This is a genomic window from Flavobacterium yafengii, assembly GCF_030010375.1.
In the GTDB taxonomy this organism is placed as follows: Bacteria; Bacteroidota; Bacteroidia; order Flavobacteriales; family Flavobacteriaceae; genus Flavobacterium; species Flavobacterium yafengii.
In genome coordinates this window covers 146,684-165,480 of the sequence record NZ_JASCRY010000002.1, presented here as the reverse complement: position 1 = coordinate 165,480, position 18,797 = coordinate 146,684, and the positions used below count along the sequence as shown (strand labels likewise).

Sequence of the window (18,797 nt, the reverse complement as noted above, 5' to 3'; positions counted from 1 at the left end):
TCTACTTCCTATTTACAATTTTTCTGTGCTTCTAAAGCTCTTTCTAAACCCCATTTTGGAGAGAAAGGTGTTTCAGGTTTAAAAGTAGCAAAAAGTCCAATAGCTTTTTCAATTTGCACACACATTGGTTTAGTGTCTGTTCCCCAAAATTTAGCGCCACCTATTTCAAATTCGGCTTTACCAAAAACAACTCTTGGATTTTCCGGTGCAATTACCTGTGCTTTTCCGTACAATTCCATAACAGTTCCAGATAATTTTTGTCCGTTTGTCATTGGGTCAAAAGCAATCCAAGCAGTGTGAATCATCGCTTGCATCACCAATAATTCGGCATTATTTGGATTTTTATCCATTTCGATGTCCAATGCCTTTTGCGCTTTCGAAAGTAATAAATTCATTTGATCTTTATCTTTCGTTCTAAAAGCAGTTGTTGTATTTACCAATGCAACATAATAATTAGGCAACCAACTTGTTTTTTCAGCAGCTGCGATTCTTTCGAATAAATCAGAAGCTTCCGTGTTTTTTCCTTCGCCCCAAAGTTGGAACGCTTTTCCCATTCCTTGTTCGAATTGCCCTTGAGCCGACACTAAACTACAGATAAAAAATGCGATTGTTGTGATAATTTTAGTCATGATTTCTTGTTTTTAAATGGTTGTTTTTTTTGATGATTGAAACGTTGTGTTATTTATACTTCAAAAGTATCTCGGTTTTTATTGGTTTAAAATTTATTGATACTGAACTGTAGAATTTGATGGATGAATTGTGATGCAGTCGAAAGTTATACAGTTGAAAGAGTTTACAAAGACAGTAGACTTTACGACTTTATGACTCGTTTTAAAGATTCTTCAACTGATTGTCTTTTTTATCGTTGCTGATTGTCCAAAAGAATCCTACGAAGAAAAAACGATCAGCCGTAGGAACAATTTCTTTTCTGTTGTAAAAGCCTGTATTATCGGGATTGTTGGCATATTCGTATCCAAATACATTCTGACTCCCTAAAACATTGGAAACCGAGAAGTATAAAATCTTTTGTTGACTCAATAAATATGCCCAATTGAAACTTAAACTGTTGTAGGATTTTGTTTTTCCGTTCATGAATTTTGTTTCGTTTGGATTGTTGTAAGGACGTCCAGAACTGTATGAATTCGTAAAACCTATTTGTGATTTCCAGTCGTTTATCCAGTATTTAGTAACGATTGACAAGCTGTGATCTGCAACAAAACTTGGTGTCACTTGAGAACTGAAATTTTTATAATTTCTCTCTGTGTCGATGTACGAATAGGAAACCCAATATTCTAAGTTTTTGATTGATTTTCCATCTCTCCAAAATAAATCCAATCCTTTCGCATAACCAGAACCGGAATTATCATAAACCGAATTATACGCCGCCATTTTTGTGTCAAATTTCACTAAATTACTGTAGTCTTTAAAATAGGTTTCTGCACGAAAGGTTTTTCCGTTTTTATTGTATTGAAAATTCAAGATGTAATGCGATGCTTTTTCACTTTCAAACTGATGATTGTTGGAATACTTGATGTATTCCGTGTTTGGAGTTTGGGTAAAATCGCCATAAGCAAATGAAAACTGACTGTTTTTAGCCATTTTATACGCAAATGAAATTCGGGGTGAAATCGCAGTTTCGTTCAGCAAATCGTTATTCGAAGCCCTTACTCCTACTTTGGCAGCCCATTTTTTAGAGAAAAAAATATCAGCTTCCGTATAAACTGCCGCAATGTTAGCATCGTATCCATTAGTAAAAACCGAGCCTGAATTTTCCTTGAAATCTTCATTGAATTGGGTAATAAAATAATCCGCTCCAAAAGATAGTTTCAATCGGTCTGAAAAACTTTTTTTCAATTTTAATTTCAAATGAGCCGCATTTTCATCATTGGCCACTTTATCTGAATCTAAATTTATTTTGTTGTTGCTGTAGCCATAACTTAACCCGGAAGTAATTTGCCAATTATTCCCAAAAACGCCTTTGTAAGACGAGTTCAAATAGAAATTATTGTTGTTTAAATCAACTCTGATTTTCTCTGGCGAATTTATATTTTCCTGATTAATATCAAATTTAGAGCTGTCAAAAGCAGCGTATATTTTCAAAATTCCATTGTTAAAATTATAACGATAAACGGTTTCTCCAGACAGCGATTGAAAAGGACTATTCCAATCCACGTTTTGAGGAATAATCGCTTGATAGGGTGCTAAATTAATGTAATTCGCATTCACGCTCAACGAACTTTTTTTCCACTTTTGGGTATTTCCAATTCCTAAACCTACAGTCATCAACGCGATTTCGGTTTTATCTTGGTCTGGATCATCTTGTGTATTCAACAATAAAACACTGGATAATGCTTCGCCATATTCCGCTGAATAACCACCTGTAGAAAATGATATTCCGCTGAATAAAAAAGGAGAAAACCTTCCTCGCGTAGGTAAATTATTCGTGGTTGCACCATACGGTTGCGCCACCCGAATCCCGTCTACAAAAGTTTGTGTTTCATTGGCTTCGCCACCACGAACAAACAATCGCCCGTCCTCGCCTACCGTTTGAGTTCCTGGCAACGTTTGCAAAGCCGCAATAATATTTCCCGCCGAACCCGCTGTAGTTACGATGTCTAATGGTTTTAAAACCGAAACTCTGGCTTTATCGCCCGCTTCTAATGTTCCTGCTGTAATCACAACCGCGTCAAGCGATGTAACACTTTCTCGTAATTTGATGGTTTTATTTTGGAAATTAGCCACATCAATTACTGTTTTTGAAGTTTCATAAATCAGGAAACTCACAACCAAAGTTTGACTCCCGGTTGTTGTAGTTGTAAAACTAAAATTCCCCGTTTCACTACTGGAAGCACCGTCATAAGTTCCTTCAATAAAAATATTAGCACCTGAAACCGGTTTTCCTTTCTCATCAACGACCTTTCCTGAAATTGTATTTTGCGAAAAAATAGTTAAGCTGAATACTAAAAAGGCAAACGTAAAAATAAATTTAAGCCTTTTGTTCGAATGATTTGATTGTTGCGTAAATGTTGGTTTCATGATGTTTGATTTTGATGAAGCAAATATCTACAGCAAAAATCAGAACCAGAAAAAGTTATTACTGAACTGTGGAAATTACAGGATGAGTTGTTTTGCCTAATACATTTCGAATTTGAAATCATGCATTTTTTATTTTATAATGAAAACCTTAAATTTGTGTACAACCAAATTCTCAAAAAATGAAAAAATCAATCTTATTCCTTTTATTGTTCTCTTTTAGCACCGTACTATTTTCTCAGGAAACGGAATCAGCATTTGATGAAAAACTAGCAAAATCTCTTAAAGCAGATGATTACGGAATGAAGCAATATGTATTTTGTTTGTTAAAAACTGGAAGCAACACAACGGCAACAAAAGAAGAAACTAAAAAACTATTTGAAGGACACATGGCTAATATCAATCAATTAGCAAAAGAAGGAAAACTGGTTGTGGCGGGTCCTTTTATGAAAAACGAACGGAATTATAGAGGCATTTATATTTTTAACGCCAGTAGTATAGAAGAAGCTAAAACATTTGTGGCGACAGATCCAGCGGTACAATCGAAACTTCTGGAAGCTGAACTGACGCTTTGGTATGGAAGTGCGGCATTGCAGGAAACACTAAAAATCCATGATAAAATAGCCAAAACTAAAATCTAATTTCATGAATATTGAAGAATTACAGGTTATTTGTAAATCAAATGAAGCGGTAACTGAAAGCATTAAATGGGAAATGATTTGTGTTTTTGTATAGGTGAAAAAATGTTTTTAGTTATTGGCCTGGACCAATCTCCTACTTCGGCAGCTTTTAAAGTTTTGGAGGAACAGTTTGAAGAAATCAGCAGTCGAGAAGGTTTTAAACCCGCGCCTTACACTGCACGTTACAAATGGGTCATGATTAACGACATTAAGGAAATGACGAAAAAAGAATGGCAGTTTTACATTGAACAGTCCTATTCTTTAGTCAAAGACAAACTTTCTGACAAAATAAAAAAACAACTTGGTTTTATCTAAAAGAAAAAAATTAAACTATGATAACTGAAAAAGAAAAAATGATTGCCGGAGAATATTATTTGGCAGGCGATCCTGTTTTAGTAAAAGACAGACGAAAATCTAAAAATTTACTCCACCGATTAAATGTTACTGAATACCGAGTAACAAAAAAAGCACGGGAAATACTAAAAGAATTAATCCCTAATGCTGGAGCAAATCTTTACATTGAACCCCCATTTTTTTGCGATTACGGATACAATATCAGTTGCGGAGAAAATGTTTATTTCAATGTAAACTGTGTTGTTTTGGATTGTGCCAAAGTCACTATTGGTTCGAATGTCTTTTTTGCTCCGGGCGTTCAATTGTACACCGCCACACATCCGCTGGATGCTGAACTGAGAAAAACACTGGAAAATGCATTACCAATAACCATTGGTGATGATTGCTGGATTGGAGGAAATTCAGTTATTTGTCCTGGTATTACCATAGGGAATGGCTGTGTAATTGGAGCAGGTTCAGTAGTTACAAAAGACATTCCTGACAATTCTTTGGCAGTAGGAAATCCGGCAAAAGTGATTCGGAAATTAAATGTTTAATGAATATCCTAACCCGAATTACAACACCTAAAAACTAAAATTTCCTATCTTTGTTATAAACATTTAAACTTTATAAAATCATCATGAAACATCTCAAAGCATTTCTAGTCTTGGCACTTATTGTTGTCGCTAACTCCGTTTCGGCACAATCCACTTTCGAAAAATGGCCTGCCATAAAAGAATTTCACGAAGTAATGTCACAAACATTTCATCCTGCTGAAGAAGGAAATCTTGCACCAATCAAAGCACGTTCAGAAGAAATGATGAACAAAGCTGCCATGTTATTAAAGTCTGATATTCCTGCAGAATTTAAAACAAACGCTATATTGGCTTCGGCTGAACGATTACAATTAAAAAGTAAAGCTCTACATAAATTAGTTACTTCAAATGGATCTGATGCCGCAATTTTGAAATCAATTACTGATTTACATGACACATTCCATGAGATTGTTGGACTTTGTTCTGACGCAAAAAAATAAAAAACTAAAGCCTAATCAATTGATTGGGCTTTCTTAATTTTACACCTTATCAATTCAATAAAAATGCCACATTTATTAGCAAAACTTAAAAATGCTCCTATTGCTGTCATTAGGGAAATTTTAGAAAAAGACAAAGCCTTTCATGCTGAAAACAATATGTTTCTGGAGCATCTTTGGCAAAATGCCGATGATGAAAATGAAGTGCTTTTTATTTTTCGAATAAATGATATTGATGAAACCAAAGCGCTAATTCATCAACTTCATTCTGAGGCTTTGACCCAAGATCCCAATGCAAATCTTCCTTTAATGACTTATTTAAAATAACATGCTACAAATCAATAAAGTTCACCACATTGCCATTATTTGTTCAGATTATCAGAAATCTAAAACGTTCTACACAAATATTTTAGGACTTACAATTGTTCAAGAAATTTACCGTGAGGAAAGACAATCATATAAACTGGATTTAGCCTTAAACGGAAATTATATCGTTGAGATTTTTTCTTTTCCAAATCCTCCGCAACGCCCTTCAAAACCAGAAGCGGCAGGATTACGCCATTTAGCTTTTGAAGTTGACGACATTCAATTAACACGAGATTTTTTAGTGAATAAAAATATCCGTTCAGAAGAAATTCGTGTTGATGAGCACACTAAAAAACATTTTTTCTTTATTGCAGATCCAGATGATTTACCAATAGAGTTTTATGAAAAATAAGTCGTTTTTGTTTGTAAAAAAGTAAAAACAATGTATTAATCACAAAAGAAAATAGTCCAACCCTTTTTTCGATTCAAATCTGATTTTGTTTCTTTAATTTTGTAATACTCAGACCTATTACTTTTTCAAATGAACAATACCGCACAAATTAAAAAGAACTATCAATTCATTAAACTTCAAAAACTAGTTATTGTATCCATTCTAATTGGTTTTCTTTCTGCTTTTTTAGGTGTCATTTTAAAAAATACAACAGAATATTACGAAGAGATCTTTTTTCATCAAACGATTGTAAATCCAATATTTTTTGTTATTTTCCCCGTTTTTGGATTGTCAATTATTTATTTTCTTAGGGAATATTTATTCAAGAAAAAGGAAAATAAAGGAATAAAAGAAGTTTTTGAAAGCACTAATTCCAATTCGAAGAATTTACCCAGCTATAAAATCCCTTCCCATTTCATTAACGGTTTATTGACCGTAGTTTTTGGTGGCTCTACCGGAATCGAAGTCTCGACAGTTGTTGCTTCAGCTACTATTGGTTCCGTTGCACAAAGAAAACAAAATATATTCAGACAATACAAAACTGAGTTAATCTGTGCAGGAGTTGCCGCGGGAATAACCGCATTATTCAGCAGTCCAATTGCCGGAATTCTATTTTCACTCGAGGTAATTTCAAAAAAAGTAACTCGAGCTTTTGTAGTAACAAATCTTATAGCCGTTTCAATCGCTTTTGGACTCATTTATTTGTTGGACGAAAAACCTTTGTTTGCAGTAAACATTACAACTTGGCACATTAGCGCAATTCCCTACTTTATACTATTGGGAATTATTGCAGGAATAAATTCGGTTTATTTAACCCGTTGTGTGTTGTTTTTTAAAGAACAATTTTCGAAAATAAAAGTGCCCTATTTCAAAATTATCTTCGGGTCTGTGATTTTAAGTATTTCCCTTTTTGTATTTCCACAACTGTATGGCGAAGGATATCATGCTATCAAGACTCTTTTTATTAATCCGAATGGAATCGTGCTTTCACTTTCATTGGTACTCACTTTCATCGGGATTTTAGTATTGAAGCCTATTGTTACTTCAGTTACTCTAGCTTCAGGAGGAGATGGTGGTGTTTTTGCCCCAAGCCTGTTTATTGGCGCATTTTTAGGACTATTAGTTGCTTTAGTTTTAAACACGTATTTCAATGCAAATGTAATTCCAATAAACTTTATGATAATAGGAATGGCAGCCGTTTTGAGTGCCAGTATTCATGCACCATTTACCTCCATATTTTTAGTTTGCGGATTAACCAATGATTATACGTTGTTTCTTCCAATTCTAGTGGTTTGCTTGATTTCAAAATATACGGCTAAAATGATTTATCCATTCACTGTTTACTCCTATTCTCCAAGTTTAGTAAAATAATTATCTATGCGTGTTCAAAAAATAAAAAGGAGTTATCGCAAAACCAAATACATTCTTTACAAAGAAACTTTAATTGATTTTAAGGAACATTTTTGGGCTTTTTTAGGTTCATTTATAGGCATCGGATTAATCGCCTACATGCAATCTAAAACTTTATTGCATTTAGATGTAGTCTATTTAATTGGGTCTTTTGGAGCTTCAAGCGTATTGGTTTATGGAATTATCCAAAGTCCATTAGCACAACCCCGAAATCTGGTTGGCGGGCATATCGTTTCTGCAATTGTAGGCGTTACTGTCGCTAAATTTGTTCCTGATGTTTTATGGATAGCGGCACCTCTCGCTGTTTCCTTATCTATTGTTTTAATGCAAATGACAAAAACGCTACATCCTCCAGGTGGCGCCACTGCTTTGATTGCCATAATAGGAACACCAAAGATTAAAAATCTTGGCTATTGGTATGTACTTTATCCAGTATTGAGCGGTGTGCTAATTTTATTGGTAGTGGCTTTGATTTTTAATAATATGACACCAAACAGGTCATATCCAAACCATAAAAAGTATCACATTATTAGAAAGAGGCTTGTTGGTAAGATTAAAAAAAGTCTTTCTTAACTTACCTATCAAATAAAGTATAATTAGCGTATTTATTTTGTACTAAAACCTAAATACTTTTAGAATAAATGACAATCAATCACTTATTCCCTTTGAAAGTCATACACAAAAATCTTATCAACAAATCGAAAATCTGAAATCTAAATCTAAAAATTAAATTTTACCTTTGAGCTTTCAATAAAAACAAAGATTATGGTTTATAAATTTAGAGTGATTCTAGACGCGGAGGAAGATGTTTTTAGAGACATTGCAATACTTGAAGACGATACTTTAGAAGATTTGCACAATGCTATTTTCAATTCTTTCGGATTTGACGGAATGGAAGTAGCTTCGTTTTACACTTGTGATGAAACTTGGAATCAAGAAGAGGAAATTTCACTTTTTGATACCGGTGATGTTCCAGGCGAGCAAAAAATCATGAGCGATTACCAATTATCTGATATTTTAGATAAGGAAAATACTAAAATCCTCTATGTTTATGATTTTATCAATATGTGGACTTTCCTTGTAGAACTAGCTGCTGTAGAAGATCAACTTGCTGGAAATACGTATCCGGAAACCATTTTTTCTCACGGTGAAATGCCGGATGAAGCGATGGAAAAAAACTTTGAATCAGATAATGCCGATGACTACAATGATGAATTTGAAGACGGATTAGACGAAGACGATTTGGATATGTTTGAAGGCGATGATAGTTTTGAAGACTATGGATTTGAGGAGAACTGGAACTAAAACATTATACAATTAAGAATCAAGAGCCAAGATAAAAGACCTTTTTGCTGTCTTTCATCTTGGTTCTTTTATCTAAAAAAATAAAAATATGATCAATTTATACAATACACACATCGAAAACTTATCAATTCATAGAGTTGGTAATAAAAGTAGAAACGAAGCGATTTTTTTATCGGAGCAACCTTTTAATCTGAATGATGAAATAGTGCCTTTGATGAAAGAATTTTTCTTTAAACCCTTCAGAGAAAAGGAAGAAAACTATTTTCAGTTTGCACATGAAATTGATTTGGATTACAATGATATGTTCAAGTTTGCCACAGAGATTTTTGAAAATCCAAATACAATTCATGAAGTTTCTCAAAAAATCACAAAACACTTATTTGAGCAATCCAATCATCCTCACATCAAGAATGGTGAAGTGTATGTTACGTATTTAACTAACGTAAGTATTGATAATAATGTCGTGGATGCTATAGGAATTTTCAAAAGTGAGATACAAGCTGACTTTTTACAATTTGAAGAGAAAGAAACGCATCTAGAAATGATTTTGCAACAAGGCGTAAGTTTGAATAAATTAGACAAAGGGTGTTTAATCTTTAACTATAAAAAAGAAGAAGGTTACAAAATCCTGACAGTAGACAGCAACCGTTATGATGCGAGATATTGGTTAGAACATTTCTTATCTGTTGATGCATTTGAGGATGAAAACTTTATCACTAAAAAGTATTTGAAATTCTGTCAGAACTTTGCGAAAGATGTTGTTTTCCCTGCTGAGGACAAGAAAGAAGAAGTGATGTTCATGAACCGCTCTGTAAACTATTTTGCAAAAAATGATCAGTTCGAGGAAACAAATTTCTTAAATGAAGTTTTAGATAATCCAGACTTAATTCCTGAGTTTAAAAACTACAAAGTTGACAAAGGGGAAAAATACAGCATCGAAGATGTAACTTCTTTTCCTATTGCTAATGCTGCGGTTTCTGATGCTAGAAAATCAATTAAAAACGTAATTAATTTGGATACACACATTCAAATTAAAATGGATTTCATCAATCCTGAAAGTGCCGAAAAATTTGTGGAAAAAGGTTGGGACGAAGAAAAACAAATGTATTACTACTTAGTTTATTTCAACAAAGAAGAAAAAAGCTAATACACTTCAGACAAGACACATCTAAAATATTTAATCCCCAATTACTTAAGTAGTTGGGGATTTTTTTATGTAGTTATAACACCCTAAATTATAAATTTAGAAAAAAATATTTATATTTTTTATAAGAATTTTATTGTTTTTATTAACTTAAAACGCATTTCATCGATTTTATTTGATGTTTAAGCGGTTATTAATTAAGTTTAACCCCCTTTAATCCGCAAATCTAAATAACCAAATAGTATGAATACAATCGAAATCAAAGAAAAATTTCTAAGTAAAAAAATTCTGTGTTCACTATTTGGTCATAAAATAATTACAACCCGAAATGTCACAAATCATTTCAAGGAATTTAAATGTACTGTTTGTCAACTCGAATTAACTAACGATGAAAAAGGCAGGAAAACATTTCTTACACCAGAACTAAAAGAAATAAATGAAACGCTCATTGGTTTCTACAATAAAAGAATTCATTCCGTATAAAATTATTTTTGGATTTATTACAACGCATTAGATTGCTGAATAACAAATTGTTATTTTTTATACCTAACCTTATAAAACCGTAAAACATGCTAATCCTACTATTAATAAAGTCAATCCTGATATTGAGACAAAAAAACAATCAAAAAAAACTGCTACAATACAATAGCATTTCCATTAGATAATTTTCATAAACAGCTCAAAAACAAACTCTCATTTAGCTTCAAAAAAAAATTATTTTCTAAATTTGAATCGTACTAATTCTAAAAAAAAAGAACTTGAAATTTGTGTATCCAATTTCGTTTATTAGTAATTTTGTATTCTAAATAAACTATCAGATGGATTATCATTTGTTTAAAGAAAGCCCGTTCAAAACTCTAATTTCATTCCATAAACTCATTGAAGCTTTAGAGAAAATCGCAACTACTAATGTCGATTATCGCTCCAATTATGCCAAAGCATTATTGAAAGAAATAGAGCATTTCCCTGAATTCAGAACCGGAATCGAGGATTTGAATCTAATTCTAAAAAACGAAACTCTTATACAACATTTACTAGCCGACCTTTTTCCTACGGCCTTGACGCAAAATGAAATTAAAGCGGCTACCATTCCGTTTCAGAATTTTACGTTTAATTATAGCGAAAGATTCAAAAAAATACTTCAAAATGCCGGAAGAACATTTGACATGACAATCAGGGATTTTGATCAAAATCAATTCTACATTATGAATTGTATTTTGATTTTGAATACTTTATATGATCAACATTTTGATTTCAACAGACCTTTGTTTTACGATATACCAGATGCAAATGGCATTATGAAGCATTATAGAATTCTATACAATGCTGATTTTATGGAAATTATCCCTACTGATAAAGCGATAAAATTATCTCCAGAAGATATCGATTTATTGATGGATAATTATGATAATATCGATTTATGGAAAGAAAAATTTCCTTCTGAAAGCTGGATTTTAAAAGGTTTTGGTATCGTATCGCTATTTGATGCTACCATTGAAAGTGCGGTTTCAAACTTGAAAAGCAATCTTTTGAAATCAAAAACTGAACAAACAGAGAGTGACAGTAATTTTGAAACCATTTTCCGTTCAATTTTTAAAATATCAGATTTGAAAGTTGGTTTTATCATTTACAATGAAGAAGAAGAAAAATTTGTAAAACCTCCTTATGAAGACAAAAAAATAGACAGTTTTATTCTACATGACATGCAAGAAGTAGATTGTAAAAATGCACTTTTTGGCTGCTCATTGGAAAACATTTTAGAACAGAATAAGCCTTTTGTAATTTCAAATGTTGAAAAATTTGCCAAAACTGAAGGGAATGAAAAAATGGGAGAGCATTTTTTAAAACTCAATATTAAAAGTTGTATTCTTGCTCCGGTAATAAAAAACGATAAACTTTTAGGCATTATAGAATTAGTTTCGGGAAAACCAAGAGAACTAAACAGTATTAATGCAAACAATCTGAATTTGATTTTACCTTATGTGGTAGACACATTGGAGCGGTACAAAAATGACATGCGCTACCAAGTAGAAGCTATCATTCAGAGAGAATATACAGCCATTCACCCTAGTGTTTATTGGAAATTCCGAAGAGAAGCACTGAAATATTTCCAAACCAATAATCCAAATAAAGACTATATTTTTAAGGAAATTGTATTCAAGGAAGTCTATCCTTTGTATGGGCAAATAGATATTAAAGGTTCTTCTAATCATAGAAATGAAACGGTAAAAGAAGATCTAAAAAATCAACTCGAATCGCTTATTCAAATTTTCGAAAATCAAAATTCAAATACCAATCTGGTTTTATTGGAACAACGAAAATTTGAACTGCAATCATTTTATAATCAATTGGAATTCCCTTTAAAAGCGGATACAGAACAACAAATTCAGCTTTATATTGAAAAAGAAATTCATCCTATTTTAAGGAATACAAAAACAAATGAAATAGGCGAAACGCTTGAGCATAACTATTTTGAAAGTCTAGATGAAAAAACAGGAATGTTTTACCATTCGAGAAAGAAATTTGATAATGCGATGTCTATTATCAATAAAAAACTGGCTTCAATTCTTGATAAAAAACAAGTTGAAGCACAAAATATTTTTCCGCATTATTATGAACGTTTCAAAACCGATGGTGTGGAACATAATCTTTATATAGGTGCGTCAATTACACCAAACAAAGATTTTGATAGTATGTATCTTCATAATTTAAGATTATGGCAATTGCAAACGTTGTGCGAAATGGAACTGGAACACCATCAACTCAAATCTACTTTGCCTTATGAACTTGATGTGACTTCGTTGATTTTAGTGTTTAGTTCTGCTATTTCTATTCGATTTAGAATGGATGAAAAACGTTTTGATGTTGACGGGACCTACAATGCGCGTTATGAAGTAGTAAAAAAACGTATCGACAAAGCCAATATCAAAGGAACCAAAGATAGAATTACCGAAAAAGAAAAAATTACAATTGTCTATTCCCATAATAATGAGGAAACAGAATATTTGAATTATATCAAATTTCTACAATTTAAAAAAGTATTGGAACCAACCATCGAACAATTTGAAGTGGAAGAATTACAAGGAGTTTCGGGCCTAAGAGCAATCAGGGTAAAAGTCATTAATGATATTAAAGAACAAACTCCCAAAAACTTTTCTTACCAAGATTTACTGGATGAATTGAATTAAGAACCAACCATTTTAAAAGCAATTACAAAAGCAATCACCGAGATTATTATTCCTATCATGAAAAAATTATAGGCAACTCTTAATAAACGGTATTTTTTCTCGAGAACTAGTCCCAGAAAATATAAATCCTTAATCATGGAGTTATAAAGGTATTCTCTGTCTTTCATCATTTCGTTCATAGCCCATTGGTATTCATCCAAAGGCATTTTGTAGAAATTTCCGAAGAAGAGTAAATTCACTTTTTTATTTTCAATATCTTCTCGGGTAAAAACTCCTTTGGTCACTTTTGGTCGTGTGGAAAGTATTGCAAAAATAATAGTAATTACACTCGACATCAGCATGATAAAAGTAGGAACCATGAGATGAACATTTTTTGGACTGTCTAATTTTGGAATCAACGTAGAAAGTGCTATCGAAATAATAATAGCATTTACAGATAGTAAAATATTGGCTTTACTGTCTGCAATACCGCTTAAACTGGTATGATTATTTAATGTTACCCTAAATAAAGTATCAACAGCTCGCTCGGGTTTTTCTTCTTTTTCTCTTTTTTTATATTCTATTTCCGGTTCATTATTCGTTTTCAAGTTCATTTTTTTTATTTTTTTCTGAAGACGTTTTATGTTTTTCTGCTTCAAAGGTTGCCAATTTTCTAAAGCATAATCTGTATAAAATCGATGAATATTAGCTAAAAAATTGAAATTTTCTACAACCCAATCTTTATCTGTAAAAGATTTACCTTCTATATTTTTCCATTCATTTCTTAAACCTTCACAGCTAAAAATATAATCATCACTCAAAATATGATAATAATCCGCATCTTTTATTATTTTTTCAAAAAGTGTTTGGGGAATATATTCCTTTTCAGTGGCTTTGATTAATGTTGCTACTTTCTCAATATAGTCCGCAGATTTTCCTTTTTCGTTTAGGAAATCAGAAGCGATTACAATACTAGAATCTTCATGATTCGTGCAACCGTTTACATATCCTGTGTCATGAAACCAAGCGGCAACAACTAAAACCTCTTTATCAGAAGCAATTATATCTTCACTATCAGCAAGTGTTATAACAGCATTAACTACATCACGGGTGTGATTAAAATTATGGTAAGTATATGAATGAGAAAGTTTATCTTTGAGTAATTTACTAACAAAATTTTCTACTTGTTCAATAAGGTTCATACAGAAATTTTTACACTACTAAAATATGAAATTGTTTTCGGATAATCGTTTTATAACTTCAAATAAAGCAGTTTTTATATTATTTGCTTCGGGATTCATTTTTCAATCGTGTGCAACACATCATGCACAATTTGGTAAAAAAATCAAAAATCCAGTATTACAAAACGAAACTGATAGCTCAAAAATTGCGCATACTTTTTATTTAATTGGTGATGCAGGAAACGCCAATGAAGAAAAAGCGCAAGAAACTATTGGTTTACTGGAAGATCGATTAAAAAAAGCAAACGATAATACGACTCTTTTATTTCTTGGTGATAATATTTATCCAAAAGGATTACCCAATACTGACCATCCAAATGAGCGAATTATTGCTGAAACCAAATTAACAAATCAACTAAAGTTATCGAAGAACTTCAAGGGTCAGACTATTTTCATTCCTGGAAACCATGATTGGTACAGCGGGATAAAAGGCCTGGAACGCCAGGCAAAATTTGTAACCGAATATTTAAATGATAAAAAATCATTCTTACCAAGAAAAGGCTGTGGGATTGATGATGTAGAAATCAATAAAAATCTAACTTTGATAACTATTGACAGTCAATGGTTTCTGGAAGACTGGGATAATAGTCCAACCATAAATGATGATTGTACTATAAAATCAAGAGAAGCTTTTTTTAATGAGTTAGAAGATATTCTGAATAAGAATCAGGAGAAAACAATAATTCTGGCATTGCATCATCCATTAATGAGCAATGGATCACACGGCGGCCAGTTTTCATTGGAAAAACAACTATTCCCATTAGAGCAAAAAATTCCGCTTCCTGTGTTAGGTTCCGTTATTAACTTCGTTCGAAAAACATCGGGAATAAGTCCGCAAGACATTCAAAACAAAGACTATACTGTTTTCATAAAACGCATAAAAACACTATTGCAAAGTCAGGATAATGTTATTGTAGTTTCTGGCCACGACCATAATTTACAATACATTGAAAAAGACAATATCAAACAAATTATAAGTGGTGCCGGATCAAAATCAGAGGCCGCAAAAGCCGTTTACCCAAATGATTTTTCTTATGGTGGAAATGGGTATGCCGCATTAAGCGTTTATGAAAATGGAGCTGCAAAAGTTTCTTTTTACGGGAAGGAAAACAACAAAGAAAAACTGATTTTCGAACAATTTATAGTGGCTAAAAAAGATAATTTCAGTACCAAAAATTTTCCAACTTCATTTGCTAAAACTACCACTGCAACCATCTATTCAGAAAAACAAACAGATAAAAATGCATTTTATAGATTCCTTTTCGGGAAGCATTATCGAAAATACTACAGTTTACCGATAGAAGTAAAAACAACAACGATTGACACTCTTTTTGGAGGTTTAAAACCAAAACGTGCCGGTGGCGGACACCAATCCAGATCATTGCAAATTGTTGACAAAAACGGAAAAGAATATGTAATGCGCGCCTTGAAAAAAAGCGCCTCTCGTTTTCTGCAAGCGGTAGCATTTAAAGACCAATTTATCGAAAACGAATTTGAAGATACGTATGCTGAGAATTTTTTACTTGATTTTTACACCACTTCACATCCTTACACTCCTTTTGCTGTTGGGAATTTAGCCGAAAAAATTGGTGTCGCACATTCTAATCCTGTATTGTACTATATTCCTAAACATAAAGCTTTAAAAGATTTCAATGCTAATTTTGGGGATGAATTATATATGGTGGAAGAGCGCCCTACTGACAGCCAAGTTGACGTAAAAAGCTTTGGTAATCCTACAGCGATAATCAGTACGGAAGATCTAATGAAGAACCTTCATAAAGACGAAAAGTATACTATTGATGAAAGTGAATATATAAAAGCACGTTTATTTGATATGCTCATTGGCGATTGGGACAGGCATGAAGATCAATGGCGCTGGGGAGAATATAAAGTAGGCAAAAAAATAATTTACAAACCAATTCCAAGAGATCGCGATCAAGCCTTTACAAAATATGATGGCGCATTACTTTCTATTTTGATGAATATGCCTTCATTGCGGCACATGCAAACCTTTAATGAGAAAATTAAAAATGTAAAATGGCTCAATCGTGAACCTTATCCTTTGGATCTTGCTTTCCTTAGAACTTCCAATGAAAACGATTGGTTACTACAAGCCAAATTCATTCAAGAAAACCTTTCGGATAATGCTATTGACAGTGCCTTTGATAATCTTCCTGTAGCAGTTCAGGATGAAACTATTGAAACTATAAAACGCAAATTAAAAACACGAAAAACGCAATTGCAGCGCTACGCTTCTGACTATTATACCGTATTACAAAAAACAGTTTTGATTGTTGGTACCGATAAAAAAGACAAATTTATAATTCGGCAGACAGCAAAAAATAAGATTAAGGTTGAAGTATATCGTTCTAAAAAAGAAGGAGATGAATTGCTGTACACAAAAGATTTTGTTGCTGGAAAAACAAAAAATATTTGGATTTACGGATTGGATGAAGACGATGTTTTTGAAGTAAAAGGAAACGCTAAATCAGATATAAACATTCGATTAATTGGAGGTCAAAACGAAGATTCTTATACTGTAGAAAACGGAAAAAAGGTAAAAATTCATGATTTTAAATCAAAAGCTAATACCTACGCTTTAGATTCAAAAACCAGAGTTCTTTTGTCCGATGATTATGAAGCCAGTCTTTATGATTATGAAAAACCTAAGTACAATGCTTTTTCAGGATTACCAAATATTGGTTACAATCCAGATGATGGTGTAAAAATAGGTTTTATTACAAACTATACTATCAATAAATTCAACCAAAATCCGTACACGCAAAAACACATTTTGAAAGCGAATTACTTTTTTGCCACAGATGGATATGAACTGGTTTACAATGCACATTTCCCAAAATCAATTGGCAAATGGGATTTAGATTTGGGAAGCCAATTCACGAGTCCGAATTTTACCATTAATTATTTTGGCTCTGGAAATGAAACCGTAAATAATGACGAAATTTTCGGAATGGATTACAATCGCGTGCGCATTCGAATGTTGAAAGTTTTACCATCAATCAAAAAAGTGGGCAAATATGGAAGTACAATCCATTTCCAAACTTCATTTGAGCAAATCAGTGTGGAGGAAACCAATAATCGATTTATAAACATTCCAGGAATTGTAAATCCTGGTATTTTTGACAGTCAGCAATTTGCGGGAGCAACACTTAAATATAGTTTCGAAAATTATGATATTCCATCTTTTCCTTCTATGGGAATGGGTTTTTCTGTTGCTGGAACGTGGAAAATGAATTTGAATGATGCCAAAAGAAATTTTCCTTCATTAGAAAGCAAGCTTAATTTTAACCATAAAATCGATGCCAATGGCAAAGTAGTTTTGGCGACTATTATGAAAGCAAAAATACTATTGAATAACAATTTTGAGTTTTACCAAGGAGCTACTTTGGGAGGTGATTATGATTTAAGAGGCTTTAGAAATGAGCGTTTTTTAGGCAATCAATCGTTTTATCAAAGTAGTGATATACGTTGGAATTTAGGAAAAATCAGAAGAAGCGTCTTGCCTATGACATACGGAATTCTAGGTGGTTTTGATTATGGAAGAGTTTGGCAAAAAGGTGAGAATTCAGACAAATGGCATCAATCATTTGGTGGCGGATTGTGGCTTAACGGGCTGAATGTGGTCACAGCCAGAATCACCTATTTTAAAACGCCCAATGAAGAAGCCCGAATTGCTTTTGGTTTAGGATTTGGATTTTAGTTTTTTGACACTTACATCATAAACATTCCCGCCTACGCTTTTGGTTTTTTCATCGGCAATAAAAAGTCTATCATTATCAATAAATGAAGCAGCTTCTTTTTGCGAGAAATGATTTAATTCCAGAGTAGTTTTTATTCCATTCAGAAAATTATCACCTTCGAAGCTTTCGAATAAGAAAATCTTATCGTGGGTTAAAACAGCAACTTTGGTCTCATCAGGACTTATTGTTGCGGCCGTAATTGCACAATGATTATAGTTGTCACAAGTTTTAAATTCTCCTATTAAAACAGCTTGATGAAAACCTGCAGTATTGGGGATTTTGTATAAAAAAGCAGTTCTGTCAAAACCTTTGCTTCGGTTTTTAGTGAAGAGATAGAAGTTATTTTTAAACTCAAAAAAACCTTCGACATCATAGAACATTTCTGTTTTTTTAGGAGGAAAATCTTTTTGTTCCGGATACGCAAATGAAACTTTGTATGCTGGAATTGCATTTTCAGTATTTAATGCCTTTTTATCAATTTTATAAATACTCAAATCCGTTCTTTCGTTATCATTGTTTCCAAAATCACCAATATATAGATTACCATCTTTGTCTTTTGTGATGTCTTCCCAATCGATATTTTCCGTATTTTCGATAGTTATCGTTTTTTCAATTTTACCGTTTTCAAAATTCAGTCCGTAAATTTCATTTGCATTACCGCTGTCTTCAAGCGTCCAAAGCAAATTACTTTCAGACAAATAGGTAATTCCTGAAACTTCTTTTAGTTTTTTAGGCAACGAATAAACTGTTGTTAAAGCACCCGAATCTTGCTGGCAAGAAAGAAAAATAAAAACTGATAAGATAAAAATGTAGTTTCTCATAGTAGATTTGATGAAAATAATAAATTATGACTATCCTTTACTAAGACCAAAACGATTATTTCGGCCACAGATTAAAAAGATTCCCACCGATTGGGAGCGAAAAATAATAGTC

At 32.7% G+C, this 18,797-nt stretch carries 17 protein-coding genes; 13 read left to right on the top strand and 4 right to left on the bottom strand.

Annotated elements, in window-relative coordinates:
- Positions 1–8: 8 nt before the first annotated feature.
- Entirely contained in the window at positions 9–629 is a 621-nt protein-coding gene (locus tag QLS97_RS08260) for a hypothetical protein (RefSeq protein WP_282715792.1), read from the bottom strand.
- 202 nt (positions 630–831) lie between these two features.
- Positions 832–3,036 (bottom strand): TonB-dependent receptor, encoded by a 2,205-nt coding sequence (locus QLS97_RS08255; RefSeq protein ID WP_282715791.1) that lies wholly within the window; start codon positions 3,034–3,036, stop codon positions 832–834.
- Positions 3,037–3,215: 179 nt separating this feature from the next.
- Here QLS97_RS08255 and QLS97_RS08250 point away from each other — a divergent pair, with 179 nt between their 5' ends.
- The 12 genes from QLS97_RS08250 (at position 3,216) to QLS97_RS08195 (ending at position 12,883) form a co-directional block, all read left to right on the top strand.
- Positions 3,216–3,674 carry a YciI family protein gene (locus QLS97_RS08250; protein ID WP_282715790.1) on the top strand — a complete coding sequence of 153 codons (459 nt, stop codon included), beginning with the start codon at positions 3,216–3,218 and terminating at the stop codon, positions 3,672–3,674.
- A 66-nt stretch (positions 3,675–3,740) separates the two neighbouring features.
- On the top strand, positions 3,741–4,028 hold the full coding sequence (locus tag QLS97_RS08245) for an MmcQ/YjbR family DNA-binding protein (RefSeq protein ID WP_282715789.1): 288 nt from the start codon (positions 3,741–3,743) through the stop codon (positions 4,026–4,028).
- Between the two features lie 17 nt (positions 4,029–4,045).
- Positions 4,046–4,603, top strand: a complete 558-nt coding sequence (locus tag QLS97_RS08240; RefSeq protein WP_282715788.1) for a sugar O-acetyltransferase — start codon at positions 4,046–4,048, stop codon at positions 4,601–4,603.
- A gap of 83 nt (positions 4,604–4,686) precedes the next feature.
- Complete coding sequence (locus QLS97_RS08235) at positions 4,687–5,082, top strand: hypothetical protein (RefSeq protein WP_282715787.1); 396 nt, start codon at positions 4,687–4,689, stop codon at positions 5,080–5,082.
- A gap of 63 nt (positions 5,083–5,145) precedes the next feature.
- Positions 5,146–5,406, top strand: a complete 261-nt coding sequence (locus QLS97_RS08230; protein WP_282715786.1) for a hypothetical protein — start codon at positions 5,146–5,148, stop codon at positions 5,404–5,406.
- Between the two features lies 1 nt (position 5,407).
- Positions 5,408–5,797 carry an SMU1112c/YaeR family gloxylase I-like metalloprotein gene (gloA2, locus tag QLS97_RS08225; protein ID WP_282715785.1) on the top strand — a complete coding sequence of 130 codons (390 nt, stop codon included), beginning with the start codon at positions 5,408–5,410 and terminating at the stop codon, positions 5,795–5,797.
- A 129-nt stretch (positions 5,798–5,926) separates the two neighbouring features.
- On the top strand, positions 5,927–7,207 hold the full coding sequence (locus QLS97_RS08220; RefSeq protein WP_282715784.1) for a chloride channel protein: 1,281 nt from the start codon (positions 5,927–5,929) through the stop codon (positions 7,205–7,207).
- A gap of 6 nt (positions 7,208–7,213) precedes the next feature.
- A complete protein-coding gene (locus QLS97_RS08215; RefSeq protein WP_282715783.1) occupies positions 7,214–7,819 on the top strand; it encodes an HPP family protein in 606 nt (201 codons plus the stop codon).
- 192 nt (positions 7,820–8,011) lie between these two features.
- Positions 8,012–8,551, top strand: a complete 540-nt coding sequence (locus tag QLS97_RS08210) for an IS1096 element passenger TnpR family protein (protein ID WP_282715782.1) — start codon at positions 8,012–8,014, stop codon at positions 8,549–8,551.
- Positions 8,552–8,639: 88 nt separating this feature from the next.
- Positions 8,640–9,698, top strand: a complete 1,059-nt coding sequence (locus QLS97_RS08205) for a nucleoid-associated protein (protein ID WP_099715902.1) — start codon at positions 8,640–8,642, stop codon at positions 9,696–9,698.
- Positions 9,699–9,938: 240 nt separating this feature from the next.
- Positions 9,939–10,178, top strand: a complete 240-nt coding sequence (locus tag QLS97_RS08200) for a DUF1660 family phage protein (RefSeq protein WP_282715781.1) — start codon at positions 9,939–9,941, stop codon at positions 10,176–10,178.
- 335 nt (positions 10,179–10,513) lie between these two features.
- Positions 10,514–12,883, top strand: a complete 2,370-nt coding sequence (locus QLS97_RS08195) for a GAF domain-containing protein (RefSeq protein ID WP_282715779.1) — start codon at positions 10,514–10,516, stop codon at positions 12,881–12,883.
- Here the strand turns inward: QLS97_RS08195 and QLS97_RS08190 are convergent.
- Complete coding sequence (locus QLS97_RS08190; protein ID WP_282715777.1) at positions 12,880–14,064, bottom strand: Pycsar system effector family protein; 1,185 nt, start codon at positions 14,062–14,064, stop codon at positions 12,880–12,882. The two genes, QLS97_RS08195 and QLS97_RS08190, sit on opposite strands and share 4 nt — an antisense overlap.
- A 25-nt stretch (positions 14,065–14,089) precedes the next feature.
- Between QLS97_RS08190 and QLS97_RS08185 the strand changes: the two genes are divergently transcribed.
- Positions 14,090–17,824: a metallophosphoesterase gene (locus QLS97_RS08185; protein ID WP_282715776.1), complete on the top strand. Its 3,735-nt coding sequence runs from the start codon at positions 14,090–14,092 to the stop codon at positions 17,822–17,824.
- Here QLS97_RS08185 and QLS97_RS08180 read toward each other — a convergent pair.
- Positions 17,807–18,685, bottom strand: a complete 879-nt coding sequence (locus tag QLS97_RS08180) for an SdiA-regulated/phytase-like domain-containing protein (RefSeq protein ID WP_282715774.1) — start codon at positions 18,683–18,685, stop codon at positions 17,807–17,809. The genes QLS97_RS08185 and QLS97_RS08180 overlap by 18 nt on opposite strands.
- Between the last annotated feature and the right edge of the window lie 112 nt (positions 18,686–18,797).